At 59.9% G+C, this 16,696-nt stretch carries 14 protein-coding genes; 2 read left to right on the top strand and 12 right to left on the bottom strand.

The window, feature by feature from the left end; genetic code table 11:
- Window positions 1-4 precede the first annotated feature (4 nt).
- Window positions 5-838 (top strand): DUF6030 family protein, encoded by an 834-nt coding sequence (locus CFBP4996_RS00825; RefSeq protein ID WP_162935932.1) that lies wholly within the window; start codon window positions 5-7, stop codon window positions 836-838.
- Between the two features lie 12 nt (window positions 839-850).
- Here CFBP4996_RS00825 and galE read toward each other — a convergent pair whose 3' ends face one another.
- From galE to mscL, 3 genes are all read right to left on the bottom strand, one after another.
- A complete protein-coding gene (gene galE / locus CFBP4996_RS00820) occupies window positions 851-1,882 on the bottom strand; it encodes a UDP-glucose 4-epimerase GalE (RefSeq protein ID WP_080852694.1) in 1,032 nt (343 codons plus the stop codon).
- A gap of 327 nt (window positions 1,883-2,209) precedes the next feature.
- Window positions 2,210-3,376 (bottom strand): pyridoxal phosphate-dependent aminotransferase, encoded by a 1,167-nt coding sequence (locus CFBP4996_RS00815; protein ID WP_035262781.1) that lies wholly within the window; start codon window positions 3,374-3,376, stop codon window positions 2,210-2,212.
- A 154-nt stretch (window positions 3,377-3,530) separates the two neighbouring features.
- A complete protein-coding gene (gene mscL / locus CFBP4996_RS00810) occupies window positions 3,531-3,959 on the bottom strand; it encodes a large conductance mechanosensitive channel protein MscL (RefSeq protein ID WP_003522754.1) in 429 nt (142 codons plus the stop codon).
- Between the two features lie 219 nt (window positions 3,960-4,178).
- On the opposite strand from mscL, the gene CFBP4996_RS00805 reads away from it, so the two are divergent.
- Complete coding sequence (locus CFBP4996_RS00805) at window positions 4,179-7,688, top strand: PAS domain-containing hybrid sensor histidine kinase/response regulator (RefSeq protein WP_080852695.1); 3,510 nt, start codon at window positions 4,179-4,181, stop codon at window positions 7,686-7,688.
- A gap of 55 nt (window positions 7,689-7,743) precedes the next feature.
- On the opposite strand, the gene CFBP4996_RS00800 is transcribed toward CFBP4996_RS00805, so the two are convergent.
- The 9 genes from CFBP4996_RS00800 to cheR all read right to left on the bottom strand — a co-directional run bounded on the left by CFBP4996_RS00800 (window position 7,744) and on the right by cheR (window position 16,693).
- Window positions 7,744-9,591: a methyl-accepting chemotaxis protein gene (locus CFBP4996_RS00800; RefSeq protein ID WP_003522757.1), complete on the bottom strand. Its 1,848-nt coding sequence runs from the start codon at window positions 9,589-9,591 to the stop codon at window positions 7,744-7,746.
- 143 nt (window positions 9,592-9,734) lie between these two features.
- Window positions 9,735-10,436 (bottom strand): transcriptional regulator VisR, encoded by a 702-nt coding sequence (gene visR, locus CFBP4996_RS00795; protein ID WP_003522758.1) that lies wholly within the window; start codon window positions 10,434-10,436, stop codon window positions 9,735-9,737.
- A gap of 53 nt (window positions 10,437-10,489) precedes the next feature.
- Window positions 10,490-11,221 (bottom strand): transcriptional regulator VisN, encoded by a 732-nt coding sequence (visN, locus tag CFBP4996_RS00790; RefSeq protein WP_035262791.1) that lies wholly within the window; start codon window positions 11,219-11,221, stop codon window positions 10,490-10,492.
- Window positions 11,222-11,591: 370 nt separating this feature from the next.
- A complete protein-coding gene (fliF, locus tag CFBP4996_RS00785; RefSeq protein ID WP_035262795.1) occupies window positions 11,592-13,274 on the bottom strand; it encodes a flagellar basal-body MS-ring/collar protein FliF in 1,683 nt (560 codons plus the stop codon).
- A 129-nt stretch (window positions 13,275-13,403) separates the two neighbouring features.
- A complete protein-coding gene (gene cheT, locus CFBP4996_RS00780; protein WP_035262798.1) occupies window positions 13,404-13,787 on the bottom strand; it encodes a chemotaxis protein CheT in 384 nt (127 codons plus the stop codon).
- Between the two features lie 14 nt (window positions 13,788-13,801).
- Complete coding sequence (gene cheD / locus CFBP4996_RS00775) at window positions 13,802-14,347, bottom strand: chemoreceptor glutamine deamidase CheD (protein ID WP_003522762.1); 546 nt, start codon at window positions 14,345-14,347, stop codon at window positions 13,802-13,804.
- Complete coding sequence (gene cheY2, locus CFBP4996_RS00770; RefSeq protein ID WP_003503467.1) at window positions 14,344-14,733, bottom strand: chemotaxis response regulator CheY2; 390 nt, start codon at window positions 14,731-14,733, stop codon at window positions 14,344-14,346. The genes cheD and cheY2 overlap by 4 nt, the downstream gene beginning before the upstream one ends.
- Window positions 14,733-15,788 (bottom strand): protein-glutamate O-methylesterase CheB, encoded by a 1,056-nt coding sequence (cheB, locus tag CFBP4996_RS00765; RefSeq protein ID WP_003522763.1) that lies wholly within the window; start codon window positions 15,786-15,788, stop codon window positions 14,733-14,735. The genes cheY2 and cheB overlap by 1 nt, the downstream gene beginning before the upstream one ends.
- Window positions 15,785-16,693 (bottom strand): protein-glutamate O-methyltransferase CheR, encoded by a 909-nt coding sequence (gene cheR, locus CFBP4996_RS00760; protein WP_003522764.1) that lies wholly within the window; start codon window positions 16,691-16,693, stop codon window positions 15,785-15,787. The genes cheB and cheR overlap by 4 nt, the downstream gene beginning before the upstream one ends.
- Between the last annotated feature and the right edge of the window lie 3 nt (window positions 16,694-16,696).

The raw sequence follows: 16,696 nt of genomic DNA, 5'->3' as shown, positions 1-16,696 counted from the left end.
TGCGATGGACGCAGGCTTGCAAAAGAGAGTGAGCCATGGCGCGCTGCTGTTTGCGGTGCTGGCCGTTTGCCTTGCCATAGGCGCGACGGTGCTGCTGGCCAATGACAAGAAGCACCTTAAAAGCCTGCTGGCCTATCTCAATCTGGCGCCCGCCATGCAGTCCGCCACGCCACCGAAGATGAAGCCCGTCAAACGACAGAAACTCGCCGTCCAAAAAGTCTCTCTGCCGCCGCATCTGCTGAAGTTCGAGCAAGTGGGCGACAGAGCATCTTTCGCCCGCGATTTCGTTGTTTCCGGCAAGGAGCTCTGCGACCGTTTTACTGCCGCTGGTTTCTCCAACCCGCAGGGCTGGCACGCGAGCCCGGTCAACATCCGCAATTTCGAATGCATGGCCGATCTTGCGGCAGGAAACGCATCGGACCCGGCCGAGCGGGCATCACTCTTTCTTGAAATCAGGGGGGAAGCCTCGGGAGAAATTCGCTCCGTCCGGATGAAGGCCGTTGCGCCCAAGACACCGGACGGAGCGGCTGTTCTGACGAAGCTCGATGAAGCGCTCGCCATGATCATCGGACAGACACGCTGGGCCGATCTGGCGGACATGCTTGAGCCGGCACGCCGGATGCAGCCCTATCAGGCACAACATTTCGGTATTTCGGTTTCCATAAAACCGGAACCGACGGCGCCGCATCGCCTGAACGTGATTTTGCTCGCAAACGAACAATCGCCGGGATTGAAGCTGACACGCAGTTTCTTTGACCGGGATCGCTGGCTTAGCCCAGCCGCTCCACCGGATCGGCCGGCGCTCTATGCGTCCGTCAAGAAAGACCGTGTCCGGTGAGGCGAAGGCCGCTCAGCCTATTGCAGCCAGCTTGCGCCGCACCGGCGGAATCCTGTCGCTTTGCTGGGCCTGACGTTTGGCCTCCCACTGAAGCGCGGTGCGAACGATTGTCGTCAGATCGTTGAAGCGGGGACGCCAGCCCAGTTCCGACTGGATACGCGACGAATCCGCCACCATCGTCGCAATATCGCCCGCGCGGCGCGGACAATGGATGATCGGAAAATCGCGTTCCGATTCCCGCTGCACCGCCTGCAGGACGTCCAGAACCGAATAACCGACGCCATAACCGCAATTGAGCGTGCGGGTGCCGCCACCGGCGCGCAGATGCGCCATGGCGAGCATATGTGCGTCGATCAGGTCGCTGACGTGAATATAGTCGCGGACGCCGGTGCCATCGGCGGTAGGGTAGTCCGTTCCGTAAACTTCCACTTGGTCGCGGCGACCGGTTGCGGCTTCGCAGGCGACTTTGATGAGATTTGCCACGCCCGTGGGCGAAGGCCCGGCGCGGCCCTGCGGGTCGGCTCCGGCGACGTTGAAATAACGCAGCGCCACATAGTTGAAATCATGCGCCTGCACGACATCGCGCAGCATGATTTCAGAGGCGAGTTTCGACAGGCCGTAGGGGTTTTCCGGGCTGAGGATCGCGGTTTCAGGAACCGGGCCATCAAAGGGCTGGTTTCCATAGACGGCGGCTGTCGAGGAGAAGATGAAATTGCGGATGCCATGGGCGACCGCCGCAGCGACGAGGGCGCGGGTCGTGCCCGTATTGTTTTCGTAATATTCGAGCGGCTGGCTGATCGATTCAGGAACGCTGACAGAGCCCGCGAAGTGGAAAATGGTCTCGATCTGGTTTTCTTCGAAAATCTGGTCCAGCAGGGCGCGGTCCGCCGCATCGCCCAGATAAAAACGCGCCGCCGGCGCAACAGCCCAGCGCGACCCCGTCGAAAGCCGGTCGACAACAACGACCTCTTCCCCGGCATCGAGCAAAGCCCACACCATGTGGCTTCCTATATAACCGGCCCCACCCGTGACCAGAACAGCCATGACACTACTTCCCTGTTTGCTTTTCTTGAGCTCATCAAAGCCAATAATTCTTCATCATTGATTACTTGCACAGCGAATACGCGACCAATCCACCGCCCCATTAAAAAGGTGGCTTACGATTGGTTAGCGCAATGAAGTGCTTTTTATCTATTAGTGAAAATGTTCTCATAAATGGAACAAGGAGCGCATATCACAGAAAATGCCCCACGTCGATGGTTGCGCCGTGGGGTTGCAGTTTTAGGTCTTCGCTGTGATTTTGTTGTCGATTTTCCTACCGCAGCGCGATCCCGGAGCGGCAGGGGAAACCATTGCACGGAAAGCCGACGCTTACCTGCCGAGGATATAGGATGCCAGCCGTTCGGCCGCGTCTTCTATCTGCCTGGGGTTGCGCAGGAAACAGGCGCGAAGAAACAGTTCCCCTCCCGGGCCAAAGGCCGTGCCGGGCGCAAGACCAACCCCGGTCTTGTCGACGATATCGAGCGCCGTCGCCCGGCTGTCCGTCACGCCGTCAATCTTGAGAAAGGCGTAAAGGGCGCCGTCGGGCTTCAGGGTTTCCACACGGTTCGTCGCGATGAGCGCATCGCAGAGAATATCGCGGGATGTCAAAGCACGTTCGTAATTTTCGCGGACGAAACCATCGCCGTGATCGAGGGCGGCGACCGCGCCGCGCTGCATGAATTGCGCCACGCCTGAGGTGGAATATTGAATGAGATTCTCGATCACCTGACCGATAGCCGGCGGGGCGACAAGCCAGCCGACGCGCCAGCCGGTCATGGACCAGTTCTTCGAGAAGGAATTGGCGAAGACGATCTTGTCGTCCGGCTCCATGACGTCGAGGAAGGACGGCGCACGGCTGCCGGAATAGTGATAAAGCGCATAAATCTCGTCGGCGACGATCCACAGATCGTGTTTGCGGGCGAGAGCCAGAACGTCGCGGAGATTGTCGAGCGTCGCCGTCCAGCCGGTCGGGTTGGAGGGCGTATTGATGAAAAGCGCCTTCGTCTTGCCGGTGATCGCGCTTTCCAGCCTGTTGATATCCAGATCCCAACGGCCGTCGCGGAAATCGATACCGACCGGAACCGCCTTCGCACCCGCTACGCCGATGGCGGCCACGATATTCGGCCATGTCGGAGACAGATAGACCATTTCGTCGCCCGGCGAGGTCAGCGCCTGCACGGCAAGCACGATGGCCTGCATGCCGGAACCGGTCGCATAAAAATGCTCCGGCGGCAGCGACGCTGCGAAATGACGTTGATAATAGCGGCTCAGCGCCTGGCGCAATTCGGGAATGCCGCGCTGCCAGGTATAGAAGGTTTCGCCGTTGTTCAGCCCATCGATGGCGGCCTGATTGATGAAGTCCGGGCTCGGCAGATCGCCTTCGCCGACCCACAGCGGCAGGAGATTGTCCCGCCCCCGGGCATAATTCACGACTTCAACAATGCCGCTCTCGGGAGCCGCCAGAGAGCGCGCACTCAGACTGTTCAAAATGGACATTAAAGACACTCCGTTTGGTGCCTTCTTATCGCATCGAACCAGCCATGTGCATGATATTCCGTGAGGCGATCATGGATTTTCTTTATGGGTCATCCCCGGCAGGAGGTCGCCGGCCACATGGGCCGGCACATCAGGCCGGGGACGATGGCGGCAATCAACGCGTCTTCAGCAGATCGCGGATTTCGGTGAGGAGCTTGACGTCTTCCGGCGGCGGTGCTGCTTCCGGCTTTTCCTCGACCTTCTTGCGCTCAACGGAATCACGAAGCTTGTTGACGCCCTTGACCATCAGGAAAATGATCCAGGCCAGGATAAGGAAGTTGATGAGAACCGTCAGAAAATTGCCGTAGGCGAAGACGGCGCCCTGATCGCGTGCGGCGGCGAGCGACGTGGCGTTGACGCTGGAGCTCAGCGGCAGGAAGTAGTTCGAAAAATCGAACCCGCCGAAGATGGCGCCGACAATCGGCATGATGAGATCGTTGACGACGGAGTCGACGATCTTGCTGAAAGCCGCACCGATAATAACACCCACGGCCAGATCCATGACATTGCCGCGGGCAATGAAGGTTTTAAATTCGTTAAGCATTCAGATTGTCCCTCTCTCCTGCTTCGCGAGCTGAAGCTATGTGACTGTCCCTACGGGTCGAACCATATAGGGTCCGGGCTTCATTTGGAATCCGCGGGATTGCATTTATTAGCTTTTTTGCACGCTCACCTTGAACTTTATGCTCAGACCGCGCTCATTCTCAACGGCGCGGAATTCGCCTATGCTTGATATCAGGGAATTCTTGCATGGGGAGGATGCGTGCTTCCTGGGTGGATCATATTCGGTTCGGCCTTCGCTTATGTCCTGCTGCTGTTTGCGGTTGCAAGCTATGGGGACAGGAAGAGCCGCAAAAGAAACGCTCCGAACAAGGGGCGTCCGTTCGTCTATGCGCTCAGCCTGGCGATCTATTGCACCTCCTGGACCTATTTCGGCGGTGTGGGGCTTGCGGCAGACAGGGGGCTGGAATTTCTCGGCATCTATACCGGCCCGATCCTTGCCTTCACCATCGGCATGCCGATCATCCGCCGCATCGTCGAACTGGCGAAAACGGAAAAGCTGACGTCCGTTGCGGATTTCATTGCCGCCCGTTACGGCAAGAACTCCACCGTGGCGATGATCGTCGCCATCATCGCTCTCGTCGGCGCCATTCCCTATATCGCGCTGCAGCTGAAAGCCGTTTCCAGCTCGGTGGCGACGATGGTCGATCCCGGCGATTACGGCATTGGCAGCGGCAATCTTTATTTCCTCGATCTGCCGCTGGTCGTCACCATCGTCATGGCGGGGTTTGCCGTCATGTTCGGCACCCGGCACACCGATGCCACCGAACATCAGGACGGGCTCATTCTGGCGATCTCGATGGAATCGCTGGTCAAGCTCGTCGCCATGTGCACCGTCGGCTTTTATGTGCTCTTCGTGCTCTTCGACGGTCCCGTGCACCTATGGCAGCTCGCCTCCGAGAACGAACAGGCCATGCGGGCCATATCCTATCACACGCCCGTCAGCCGCTGGATCGTGATGACGCTGCTTTCCTGCTTCGCCATCATCCTGCTGCCGCGCCAGTTCCACGTCACCGTGGTTGAAAACCGCACGCCACAAGAGCTGCGCATGGCGGGGTTCCTGCTGCCGCTTTATCTCATCGCGATCAACATCTTCGTGCTGCCGATTGCGCTGGCCGGCATTCTGACGCTCGGCGCCAATGGCGATGCCGACCTCTACGTGCTGCAATTGCCGCTCAATCACCAAATGCCGGTCGTGTCGCTGATCACCTTCATCGGCGGATTTTCGGCGGCGACCGCGATGGTGATCGTCGCTTCGGTCGCGCTATCGATCATGATTTCCAACGATATCGTCATGCCGATCTTCCTGCGGCAGAAGCTGCTGAACCGTTCTCCGCACCGGGACGACTTCGCCAAGACGCTGCTCAACATCCGCAGAACGGCAATCTTTGCGGTGCTGCTTCTGGGCTATGGCTATTATCGCGCCGCCGACAGCGCTACGGGCCTCGCCTCCATCGGCCTTCTCGCATTCGCCGCCATCGCCCAGATGGCCCCTGCTTTGTTCGGCGGGCTGTTCTGGCGGCGCGCCAATGCGCGCGGCGCAATCGCCGGGCTGAGTTCCGGCTTTTTCGTCTGGGCCTATCTGCTGTTCCTGCCGAGCTTCGGCGGGCCGGATAATTCCGAGGTCGCGGCGAATATTCTCGGCTTCCTGTTCTCCGGCAGCACGGTGTTCAATGGGCCTGAAGCCGACCCGTTCGTGAATGCGGTCATTCTCAGCCTGCTGGTCAACAGCCTTGCCTTCGTGCTCGGCTCGCTTTCGCGCAATCCGAGGCCGGTGGAGCGCATCCAGTCCGGCATCTTCGTCAAGCGCCACTCGAAATCGCAATTTGCGACGCGCGGCTGGAAAACCCGTGTCAGCGTCGGCGACCTCAAAAGCGCGGTCGCCCGTTATCTCGGCGAGGAGCGCATGTTGCGGTCACTCGCGACCTATGAAAAGACAGCGGGCAGGAAGCTCAATGACGATCAGCCGGCGGACATGGCGCTGATCCATTTCTCCGAACAGTTGCTGGGCAGCGCCATCGGCTCCTCCTCCGCCCGTCTGGTGCTTTCCATCATTCTTCAGAAGGCGGAAGATACCAGCGCGGACACGGCATGGCTGCTCGATCAGGCAAGCGAGGCCCTGCAATATAATCAGGACATGCTGCAGACCGCGCTCGCCCAGATGGATCAGGGCATTGCGGTTTTCGACAGTTCGCAGCAGCTGACCATCTGGAACCGGCGCTTCCGCACGCTGCTGGATTTGCCCGAGCAATTCGGGCAGGTCGGCGTACCGCTCACGGATATCGTTTCGATGCTGCAGGAACGCGGCGACATGCCTGACGGCGACACGAATGAGCTGATTACCAGCTTCCTGACCATGGACCTGCCCTTCTCGCTGGTGCTGGCGGGCGGCGAGCGCATCATCGAAGTGCGCTCCAACACCATGCCGGACAAGGGCATCGTCGCCACCTTCACCGATATCACCCAGCGTGTGGCGAGCGATCAGGCGCTGAAACAGGCAAACGAGACGCTGGAGCAGCGCGTGGCGGAGCGAACAGTGGAGCTTACCCGCGTCAACCGCGAACTGGCGGAAGCGAGGGCATCCGCCGACGAGGCGAATATCGGCAAGACGCGGTTTTTCGCCGCCGCCGGCCACGATATTCTCCAGCCGCTGAATGCCGCCCGCCTCTATTCCTCCTCGCTGGTCGAACGGCTTGGCGCATCGGGAGAAAGCGATCTCGTCCACAATATCGATTCGGCGCTGGAATCGGTCGAAACCATTCTCGGCGCGGTTCTCGATATTTCCCGTCTCGACACCGGCTCGATGAAGGCGCGCATGACTTCCGTGCCGCTGAATGAACTGCTGAAACGCATCGAAACCGATTTCGCGCCGATGGCGCAGGAAAAGAACCTCGACCTCGTGGTCATCCCGACCTCGCTCACAGTCCGCTCCGACCCCAACCTCCTGCGGCGTCTGATACAGAATCTCGTTTCCAACGCCATCAAATACACGCTGAAGGGCAAGGTGGTCGTCGGTGCGCGCCGTCGGGGCGGCGAAGTGGTCATTCAGGTGACGGATTCCGGTATCGGCATTCCCTCATCCAAGTTTCGCACTGTCTTCAAGGAATTCGCCCGGCTGGACGAGGGTGCGAGAACGGCGTCCGGCCTCGGGCTCGGTCTTTCCATCGTCGACCGGCTGTCGCGCATGCTGCACCATCCGGTCCGGCTGATTTCCACCCCCGGAAAAGGCACAACCTTCCGCATCCACCTGCCGCGCGAGGCGGATCGCCTCGAACCGGCCAAAGTCGATGGCGGGACAATCAGTCCCACAGCCAGCGATCGCCTTCAGGGCGTCCGGGTCCTGTGCATCGACAACGAGCCGAAAATCCTCGAGGGCATGACGCTGCTCTTGACGGGATGGGGCTGTGAGGTTTTACCCGCAGGTTCCGTGGCGACGCTTGAGGAGCCCTTCCTCACTTTGACCGAAGCTCCCGACGTCATCGTCGCCGATTACCATCTGGACGATGGCGACGGCATCAGCGCCATCCGTCTCATCAGGACATTTTACGGCAAGACGATCCCTGCCCTGCTGGTGACGGCGGATCGCAGCCCGGAAGTGCGCAGCGATGCCGAAAAATACGGGATTTCGGTTCAACACAAACCGGTCAAACCGGCAGCGCTGCGGGCCTATATCAACCAGATATCCAGTACTGTGCGGGCAGCGGCCGAATAAAAACTCCCGGACCTTGCGATCCGGGAGCGGTTTTGACCTTCAAAAAACAGACGTATCAGGCCGCCTGATTGTAGCGATCCCTGCCGGTCGCCGAACCCTGCTCCATCTGGAACCGCTGCACCAGATCGAGCAGCGCTTCCACCTCGCCTGACAGTACCCGGCTGGCCGCGCTCGACTGTTCGGCAAGCGCCGCATTCTGCTGCGTCATCTGGTCCATCTGGTTGACGGAGCTGTTGACGTTATGAAGCGCGGAGGACTGGTCCTGCGTCGCCGTCGCGATGGTTTCGACATGCTGGCTGACGGTAACGATCTGCTGGCTGATGGCGGAAAGAACCGTGCCCGCCTCCTGCACCAGCTTCGAACCGGAGCTGACCTCATGCGTCGACTGGTTAATGAGCTGCTTGATCTCGCGGGCCGCGTCGGCGGAGCGCTGGGCAAGCTCGCGCACTTCCTGCGCCACCACGGCAAAACCCTTGCCCGCCTCACCCGCACGCGCCGCCTCGATGCCGGCATTGAGCGCAAGAAGATTGGTCTGGAAGGCGATGTCGTCGATGACCTCGATGATCTGCTCGATCTTGCGCGAGGCGTCTTCGATGCGGCCCATGGCGTCGACGGCGTTGCTGACGACCGAACCGGAGCTGTCGGCGCTCTGCTTGGTGATGCGCACGGCCTCATTGGCCTCCCGCGCCCGCTCAGCCGACGATCTGACAGTAACCGTGATTTCGTCCACGGCGGCGGCGGTTTCTTCCAGCGAGGCGGCCTGATTTTCGGTGCGCTTCGACAGATCGACCGACGACTGCTCGATTTCAAAGCCGCTATGCTGGATGATGAGCGTGCGCTCGCGGATCTGCCCCAGCGCATCGCGCAGATTGAGAAGGGATTCGTTGAAATCCGTGCGCAGACGATCAAGACGACCAGCGAAAGGCGTCTCGATGGTGCGGCTCAGATCGCCGCGCGAGAGCCTGCCGAGGCCGGAAGCAATCTCGCCGACCGCAAATTCGATCTGCCCGTCGAGCTCCTGTTTTTCGGCGTCGTTGCGGTGACGTTCGGACTCGGCTGCGGAGCGTTCCTCAGCGCTTTTGCCCTCAATCGCCAGTTTCTCGATCGCATTCTCACGGAAAATCACCAGCGCGCGGGCAATATTGCCGAATTCATTGGTGTTGGTGGCGTAGGGGATCGGCGTGTCGAGATTGCCGTCCGAAAGGGACTTCACCGCATCGGTCAGCTTGCCAAGCGGCTGAAGCGTGCGCTTGATGACGAAATAGGCCAGCAATCCGACGCCAAGCATGGCGAGCGCGCCGCAGATCAGCATCATGTCGCGCAGGCTGTATATCTGCGCATCGTAGACATCCATGGGAACGCCCACGAACAGGATGCCGACGGTTGCGCCGGTCTTGTTCGTAACCGGCATATAACCGGTCATGTAGCTGGTGCCGAACAGCGTGGCGGTACCAAAATAGGCCTCTCCCTTGGAAACTTTCGGGAAAGCGGGATGATCGGTAGCAAGCTTGGTGCCTGCTGCTCTCTCACCCTTTTCGTTCTTCAGATTGGTGGTCAGGCGAATGAACTCGCCGGCCTTGGCTTCAAAAACAGTAGAGATACCGCCGTTGCCGGCTGCCGTGCGATCGACGAGATCATTGTCACGCATCGTTCCGATGCTGGCGCGACCGACGCTCTTCAACTCGCCATCCACCATTTCGAGGGCAACGCCGCCGACCTTCATCTCATAGAGGATGGCCATGCCGCGCATTGCGCTGTGCGTATCACGCAGCGCGGTAGTGATGATGTTGTCCTTCAAGCGAATGTAGGTCGAAAAACCAACTGCCGCCACGCTGAGCGTGATCAGGCCGATCGTCAAGGCGACGACCTTGCCGGCAACGGACTTAAAGAGCCGGTTGTGCATGAAACAGTTCCCCAAAGCCAAACTTATAAAAGTTCTAGTAGGCAACTGTTAAAAAAACGCGAAGTGTCGATAGCGCCTTTTAGCGGGGCACAAGCCGGGCCGGTGCCTGCCGGCTTATGAAGGACGGGAAAACCCGTCCGCCATCAGTGGATATAGCCGAGCCGGATGGCCTTGGCGATCGCCTGGATGCGGTTGACGGAATCGAGCTTGATCGTCGCCGAACCGAGATAGGCGTTGACGGTGTGCACGGAAAGCCCGAGCTTGACCGCGATTTCTTCGCTGATACGGCCGTCCCCCGCCAGTTGCAGGCAGGCGATTTCCCTCTCGCTCAGCGCCTCTGAAGGCGCCGCCTTGCGCTCGTCCAGCGCCAGCATGTCCACCATGATCTCGCAGCACTTGATGTGCTGTTCGATCACGACCTCATTGTCGAGAACGAGGTTGGTGCCGCAGAAGACGATATAACCGTTGCCGATGGTGCCGAGCCGCACCGGAAGCGCCAGCCCCGCATAGGGCAATGTGTCGTTCTCGATGCGGCGCAGAAGTGCGGGCACATCGGGAAGATCGGCAAAGCCACCGGCATTCTTGTTGCGCCAGATGACCGGCAGGAGCGATGTCTCGATATGATCGAGAAGAATGTCGCCGACCGCGCGGATGAACTGCGCGCTCTGCTCTGCGGCATTCATGCCCCAGTTTTCCAGCTCGCAGGTCAGCTTCTTTTTGTTAGGGAAACCGGAAGCGGCAGCCTTCGTCACCACGAAATTGCGCGCGCCGACCAGCTTCTGCATGGCGACGAGCTTCGGAAAAAGATCCGACCGGCTCGTCACGACAGGGCTGCGGTAAAACATGCCCGTCTGACCTGAACCCTCATTGTCTTTCGTCTGTACCATCCGTCCGACCATTATACGAGGTTGTTGCGCACGGCATAGGCAATTGCCTCCGAGCGGGTTTTCGTCGCGGTTTTACGCATCACGCTTGTAATGTAATTATTGATCGTATTGCGTGAAATGCCAAGGATCATCGCAATTTCATCGCTCGTCTTGCCTTCCGCGATCCAGAACAGGCATTCGAGCTCGCGCTCCGTAAGATCGATATCGCGCACGGTCTTTGCTTCGCTGGCAATGCCGAAGCTGACGCAATAGCCCGTCAGCAGGGCGATTTCGCGCAGCCTTTCCGGCGAAGGCACGGCTTCTTCGGGAAACAGCAGCAGCAGCGAAAGCCGGATGCGTCCCACACAGAAAGACAGCGCCGAATATTGCCGATCTATGCCGTAGGGAACCGAAACATCGTCGGGAAGGAAGAGCAGCCGCGGCTGCAGAAGCGAAAGGCATTTCTCCATTTCGCTCGATCTGTTCTGGCTGTTGGCCAGTTCGATACCAAGCCTGCGGACCAGATCGAAAGGCCAGTCGGAGGTGACGATGAATTTCAGTCCGGTTTCTTCGAGAAGATCATCCCGCGCCAGCAGATAATGCGAGGCGCCAGCGTAGGTTACGAGCAGATCCAGTGCGCCTGCAACGTTACCGGCAGCAGCCGTGGCTGCGACGTTTTTAGCAAGCTGATCGCGCGGCAAGGGCTTACCCATGCCCTCCATAGGCTTGGCAGACAGCCTGCGGATATCAACATCGACTTTCAATCGCCTACGCCCTCTTGCTCCCAGTGGGAGATTATACCTCGGGATGGAATCATTCCATTCGAGAAGCTTACCAAAATGGGACGGCAAGCCCCCGGAGACCGAATCACTTCATTTTATGGAACGGACTGGGATTTGCCATTACCTGACACCAGCCTTTCCACGTATTTCCCTGCTCGTCTATTACTAAAAAAACATACTGAAAAGCTGTTCAATCCATAAACGGCATTCTCAGCCAATTCCCAGCAAACTGTATCGTTGCTGAATTTTTTGTAAACACTGTCCTGAAACGAGATTGCCACGGCTCGCCCGCCAAGCATAGCAAAAAGCCCAAAAACGGAAAAAAGGCCGGGTAAAACCGGCCTTTTCGATATTATGCTGCTTTTTCCACCGCCCATTTGCGCAGGATCTTGGCGGCTCTTTCCTCGCTGATTTCCACCATGCGGGAGAGCCTGCGTTCCGGTCCTTCGCGAACCCGGCGGTTGAATGTGCCCTCGCCATCGCCACCCGCCAGAAGGTCGTCGGTGCTGTCGAAGCCGAAATCCGCCCCGAAACCTTCCATGAGACCGCCTGCGCCCGCATCCATGCCGGGAGAGAAATCCGGCAGTTCGAGACCCGCGGCCTCTTGGCTGAGCTGACCTGCGGCGGCACCGTTGCCGGTCACCGTGCGAACCAGAGGGCGTACACCGAGCCAGACGACAAGGAAGGCGACCGCGACAAAGGCGAGCGAGTTGATGATGCCGGCGGAATTGCGGCTCAGCACTTCCATGATGCCCGGTCCGGTTGCGGCCTCATCCAGCAATTGCGTTTCGAGGAAGTCCATCGCCGTCAGCGAGACGATGTCGCCACGGTCGGAGGAAATGCCCGCCGCCGAGGTGACGATCTTCTGCATTTCGGCAAGATAAGCATCGATCTTCGCCTGATCGGCGGGCTCGCCGACCATCTTGGCGATCCGGCCCTTGTTGACGACGACCGCGACCGAAATCTTCTCGACGGTGTAGCCGTTCTTGACCGTGGCTACCGTCTTGGAATTGATCTCGTAATTGGTCTGCTCTTCCTTCTTGGCAGACTGGTCGGAGGACTGCGGACCGCCGCCACCGCCCTGGGGTGCGGCCTGCGGTACGTTCTGCTCCACGGTCGCGGCCGTATCCGGCTGCGTTTCCTGGGACTTCTGGTCTTCCTTTACCGTGCGCACGGAGCGCTCGACGCGCGATTCCGGATCGTAGACGGTTTCCTGGATCTGGCGGCTGTCAGTATTGAGCTGCGCCGTGACGCTGGAGCGGAAATTGTCCATGCCGAGGAAAGGCGCCAGCGCCTTGTCGATATTGGTTTCGATTTCCTGCTGCACGTTCTGCGCCAGCGTCAGCGAGCGGTTCATGGCGGCATTGGTGACATCGTCGCCGGAAGCGAGAAGCTGGCCGGTCGAATCAAGCAGGGTCACATCGTCGACTTCGAGGCCGGGAACAGCCGAGGCGACGAGGTGACGGATGGAGGCGGACGCCTTGCGGCCGGCCGAAGCACTGGCGCGGATCATGACCGATGCGGTGGGCTTCTGTTCGCCACGGCGGAAATTGCCGACGTCAGGCATGACGATATGGACGCGTGCGGCCGCAATGCCGTCAATCTGCTGGATGGAGCGGCCGATCTCGCCTTCAAGGGCGCGAACGCGCGTTACTTCCTGCATGAAGGAGGTCAGGCCGAGAGAGCCGACATTGTCGAAAAGCTCATAACCGGCATTGGCGCTGTCGGGCAGGCCGCGCTCGGCCAGAAGCAGTCGTGCCTTGCTGGTGAGGCCGACGGGAACCTGAAGGCTGGAACCATCGGTCCCCACCTGAAAGTCCAGACCCGATTCGGCGAGCGCAATGCTGATCTTGTTAAGGTCGCTTTTTTCAAGCCCCACATAGAGGGTCTCGTAAGCGGGACGGTTCACGTAAAGAGCTGCGGCAAGGATGATGGCCATGGACACAACGCCCACGCCGCCCAGCATCAGCAGCCGTGTCTGCCCCAGCGCCGCGACATTCTTCAAGACCTGAGGGATTTGATTTAACAGATTCATTCTGTTCCGCACCGTCATTCATAGAGTCCGAGACCTTTTGGCCCCGTCGTGACAATAGGGTGCGAAGCTTGCGCGAGCGTTGCCTTTCTCCGCATTCCGCGAAGGACGGCAACGCTGGCCGAAATAGTTCTAGAAGAGGTCGAAGTCGCCCGAGGCCTTGTCGAGCGGCTGGGAATGGCCATGGCGGAAGGCCGCGCCGAGCGCCTTCTGCATTTCGGCCAGCTTGACCAGGCTGAGGGCGGTGGAAACATCCACGATCCAGTCTCCCGGGATGGAACCGGTGATGGTATCGATGAATTCCGCAAGGCCGCGGGTTTTCTGGACGGCAAGGTCGATGCCCTGCAGCAGCTTGACGCCTTCACTGGACAATTGACCGCTGGTCACTTCAAGCAATTGCGGCTCGATGCGCTCGATGAGATAGGCGACGTCGTGCAGTTCCGATACCACGCGCATCAGAACGTCCGGCAGGGCTTCTTCGAACGGAGTGGCGGCGGTGTGCTCTGCAAGCTGCATTGGAAACTCCGTGACTAGAAAAATTCGATGTCGTTGGCGACTGGCTTGGGGGCCGGCACCGGACGCGTTTCCATGGCAACCGTCTTCTGGGTTTCCGCGCCGCTGAGCGGATGCTGACGCGCGCGCCCGGAGACCGGCCAGAATTCGATCTTTCGGCCGTGGTCCCCACCCGTGGAGGAGCTTAAGACCGGAATACCTTCATCCTTGAGAAACTGCATGGCGAAGATGGCATTCTGCTCGCCGACGTTGGAGAAGCTGGCAATCGTCTTTGCGCCGCCGAAAACCTTGGCTTCCAACCGGTCGCGCCGCGCCCCCTGCTTCAGGAGGCCGTTGATCAGGAGCTCCATGAGATGCACGCCGTAACGCGTGGCATCTCCGCCGGTCACATTTCCCGTTCCCGGCAGCAGGAAGTGATTCATGCCTCCCAAGCCGGCAACGGGGTCTCTCAGACAGGCAGCCACGCACGAACCGAGTATCGTCGTCAGCACCACATCGGGATCGCTGACGACCTTATACTCGCCCTGAATGATATGTACGCGCTTGGCCGCAGCTTCAATCATTTCAGCGATCCGAAAACCGCCTCGATGGCAGCGCGCATCTTGTCGATCGTGAAGGGCTTGGCCAGCACGTTGTTGGCGCCGAGCTGGGCTGCCTTCTGCACCAGCGCGCGGTCGCCCTGCGCGGTGAGGATGATGAAGGCGGCCTTCTTGGTGGTCGGGTTGGCCCTGACGGCGTGCAGGAAACCGAGACCGTCCATCTTCGGCATGTTGAAGTCGGAAATGACGAGATGATGGGGCTGCTGCTCCATGATCTTCATTCCCTGCTCGCCGTCACCGGCGGCGGTGATCTGCTTGAAGCCGAGCTGTGTCAGCGCATCGCTGAGGAGCAGCCGGCTGGTCACCTGATCGTCGACGATCAGAACTTTGATCTTTTCTGCGAGAGACATTAGTCAGCACCTTCTTTGCGGGCAGTGGTTAGTTTCAGGATTTCTTCGCCGATGGAGGCCAGCGGGAGTTGCTGTTCCACGGCGCCAAGTTCATAGGCCACGCGGGGCATGCCGTAGACGACACATGTTTTTTCGTTCTGTCCGACGGTGCGCGCACCGGCATGACGCATTTTCAACAGCCCGGCTGCGCCATCGCGGCCCATGCCGGTGAGAATGACGCCGACGGCGTTACGGCCGGCAAGCTCGGCCACCGAATCGAACAGCACATCGACGGAGGGGCGATGGCCGTTGACGGGATCGCGTTCGACAAGCCGGCAGCAGGGTGCGGACCTGTTGGCGATCTGCAAATGGCGCTCGCCGCCCGGCGCAAGATAGATCTTGCCGGTCTGCAGACGCGCACCGTCCGTCGCCTCTTCCACCACGGGCGCGCAAATGCGGTTCAGCCGTTCGGCGAAACTCTTGGTGAAGGTCGGCGGCATGTGCTGGGTGATGACGGTCGGCGGGCAATTGGCCGGAAATTTCTGCAGCACGGCGATCAACGCTTCGACACCGCCCGTGGAGGAACCGATGGCCACGACCTTGCGCCCCGCCCGATATTCACTGACCGGGACCGGCTGCGGCGCGGCTGCGGCTTCCGGGCGCGCTGCACGGTAGGCGGCGTGTTGCGAGCGGGCGGCGGCCTTCACCTTGTCGGCCAAATCGCCGAAGGGGCGCGCATCGCCCGGCGCCGGCTTGCCGACACAGTCGAAGGCGCCGATTTCAAGCGCGGCCAGCGAAGCATCCGCGCCGCGATGGGTCAGCGACGAGACCATGATGACCGGCATGGGCCGCAGGCGCATGATCTTTTCGAGAAATTCCAGCCCGTTCATTTCCGGCATCTCGATATCGAGCGTCACGACATCGGGATTGAGCTGCTTGATGGCCGCGCGTGCTTCCATGGCGTTGCCGGCCTGCCCGACCACCTCGACTTCCGGATCGGCCTTGAGGACAGCCGAAATCAGGCCGCGCATGGTGGGGCTATCATCGACGACGAGTACCCGTGCGAGTGCGCTCATGCCTTCCTCCCCGAAGCGTGGCCAGTGAAGCGGTAGGTGGTGATGCCCGTATTGTCGAACAGGTTCTTGGCGTCACCGGAGACGCGTTCGGAATGCCCGATATAAAGATGACCGCCTTCCGGCAGCAGCCCGGCAAAACGCGACCAGATGCGCATCTGCGTCGGCTCGTCGAAATAGATGACGACGTTGCGGCAGAAGATCACGTCGAAATTGCCCTTGAAGGGCCATTGCGTCATCAGGTTCAATTCGTTGAAGGTGATGAGACGCTTGACCTTGTCGTCGATGCGGAACTTGCGGCGACCGCCGGCATCGACTTCCGTGAACCATTGCTTGCGCATGGCGGGAGACACGGTTTCGAGCGCATTGTCGTCATAGACCCCTGCCCGGGCCTGCGCCAAAATCTTCGGGTCGATATCCGTCGCCAGGATTTTGAAATCGTAATCCGCCGCATTCGGGAACATGGCGAGCACGGTAAGCGCGATGGAATAGGGCTCCTGCCCATCCGAACAGGCGGCCGACCAGATGCGGACACGACCGCCGCTCTTCGCCCGGGCGATGAGGCCCGGCAGGACCTCGTCACGCAGATGTTCGAAATGGTGGTTCTCGCGGAAGAAGCGGGTGAAATTCGTCGTCAGATGCGACAGCATTTCGCGCCGCGCCTGCGCGCCATCCGGCGAGGACACCAATGCGCAATATTCGCGGAAACCCGACAGGCCGAGATTGCGGATATGCTTCGACAGGCGGGAATAGACCAGCGACGCCTTGGTGTCGTTGAGGTAGATGCCCGCATCGGCATAGATCATCGCCGCGATTTCCGACAGGTCACGCCGTGTCAGCGGGTATTCGCCGCTGGCAAGAACCTCGTCGGGAGACTGGCGCTGATCGCTGAAATTAAGTGCTGCCATGGA

Origin of the sequence: Agrobacterium leguminum (assembly GCF_005144435.2) — a bacterium.
GTDB classification, from domain to species: Bacteria; Pseudomonadota; Alphaproteobacteria; order Rhizobiales; family Rhizobiaceae; genus Agrobacterium; species Agrobacterium leguminum.
The sequence above is the reverse complement of the archived record's forward strand: the minus strand, read 5'-3'. Positions and strand labels throughout refer to the sequence as shown.

Coding starts and splice junctions, on each gene's coding strand:
- galE (WP_080852694.1), bottom strand. CDS start 1,882: ATGGCTGTTCTGGTCACGGGTGGGGCCGGTTATATAGGAAGCCACATG.
- cheD (WP_003522762.1), bottom strand. CDS start 14,347: ATGATTGAAGCTGCGGCCAAGCGCGTACATATCATTCAGGGCGAGTAT.
- CFBP4996_RS00825 (WP_162935932.1), top strand. CDS start 5: ATGGACGCAGGCTTGCAAAAGAGAGTGAGCCATGGCGCGCTGCTGTTT.
- visR (WP_003522758.1), bottom strand. CDS start 10,436: ATGTTTTACCGCAGCCCTGTCGTGACGAGCCGGTCGGATCTTTTTCCG.
- cheB (WP_003522763.1), bottom strand. CDS start 15,788: ATGAGCGCACTCGCACGGGTACTCGTCGTCGATGATAGCCCCACCATG.
- CFBP4996_RS00800 (WP_003522757.1), bottom strand. CDS start 9,591: ATGCACAACCGGCTCTTTAAGTCCGTTGCCGGCAAGGTCGTCGCCTTG.
- cheR (WP_003522764.1), bottom strand. CDS start 16,693: ATGGCAGCACTTAATTTCAGCGATCAGCGCCAGTCTCCCGACGAGGTT.
- cheT (WP_035262798.1), bottom strand. CDS start 13,787: ATGCAGCTTGCAGAGCACACCGCCGCCACTCCGTTCGAAGAAGCCCTG.
- CFBP4996_RS00815 (WP_035262781.1), bottom strand. CDS start 3,376: ATGTCCATTTTGAACAGTCTGAGTGCGCGCTCTCTGGCGGCTCCCGAG.
- fliF (WP_035262795.1), bottom strand. CDS start 13,274: ATGAATCTGTTAAATCAAATCCCTCAGGTCTTGAAGAATGTCGCGGCG.
- cheY2 (WP_003503467.1), bottom strand. CDS start 14,733: ATGTCTCTCGCAGAAAAGATCAAAGTTCTGATCGTCGACGATCAGGTG.
- mscL (WP_003522754.1), bottom strand. CDS start 3,959: ATGCTTAACGAATTTAAAACCTTCATTGCCCGCGGCAATGTCATGGAT.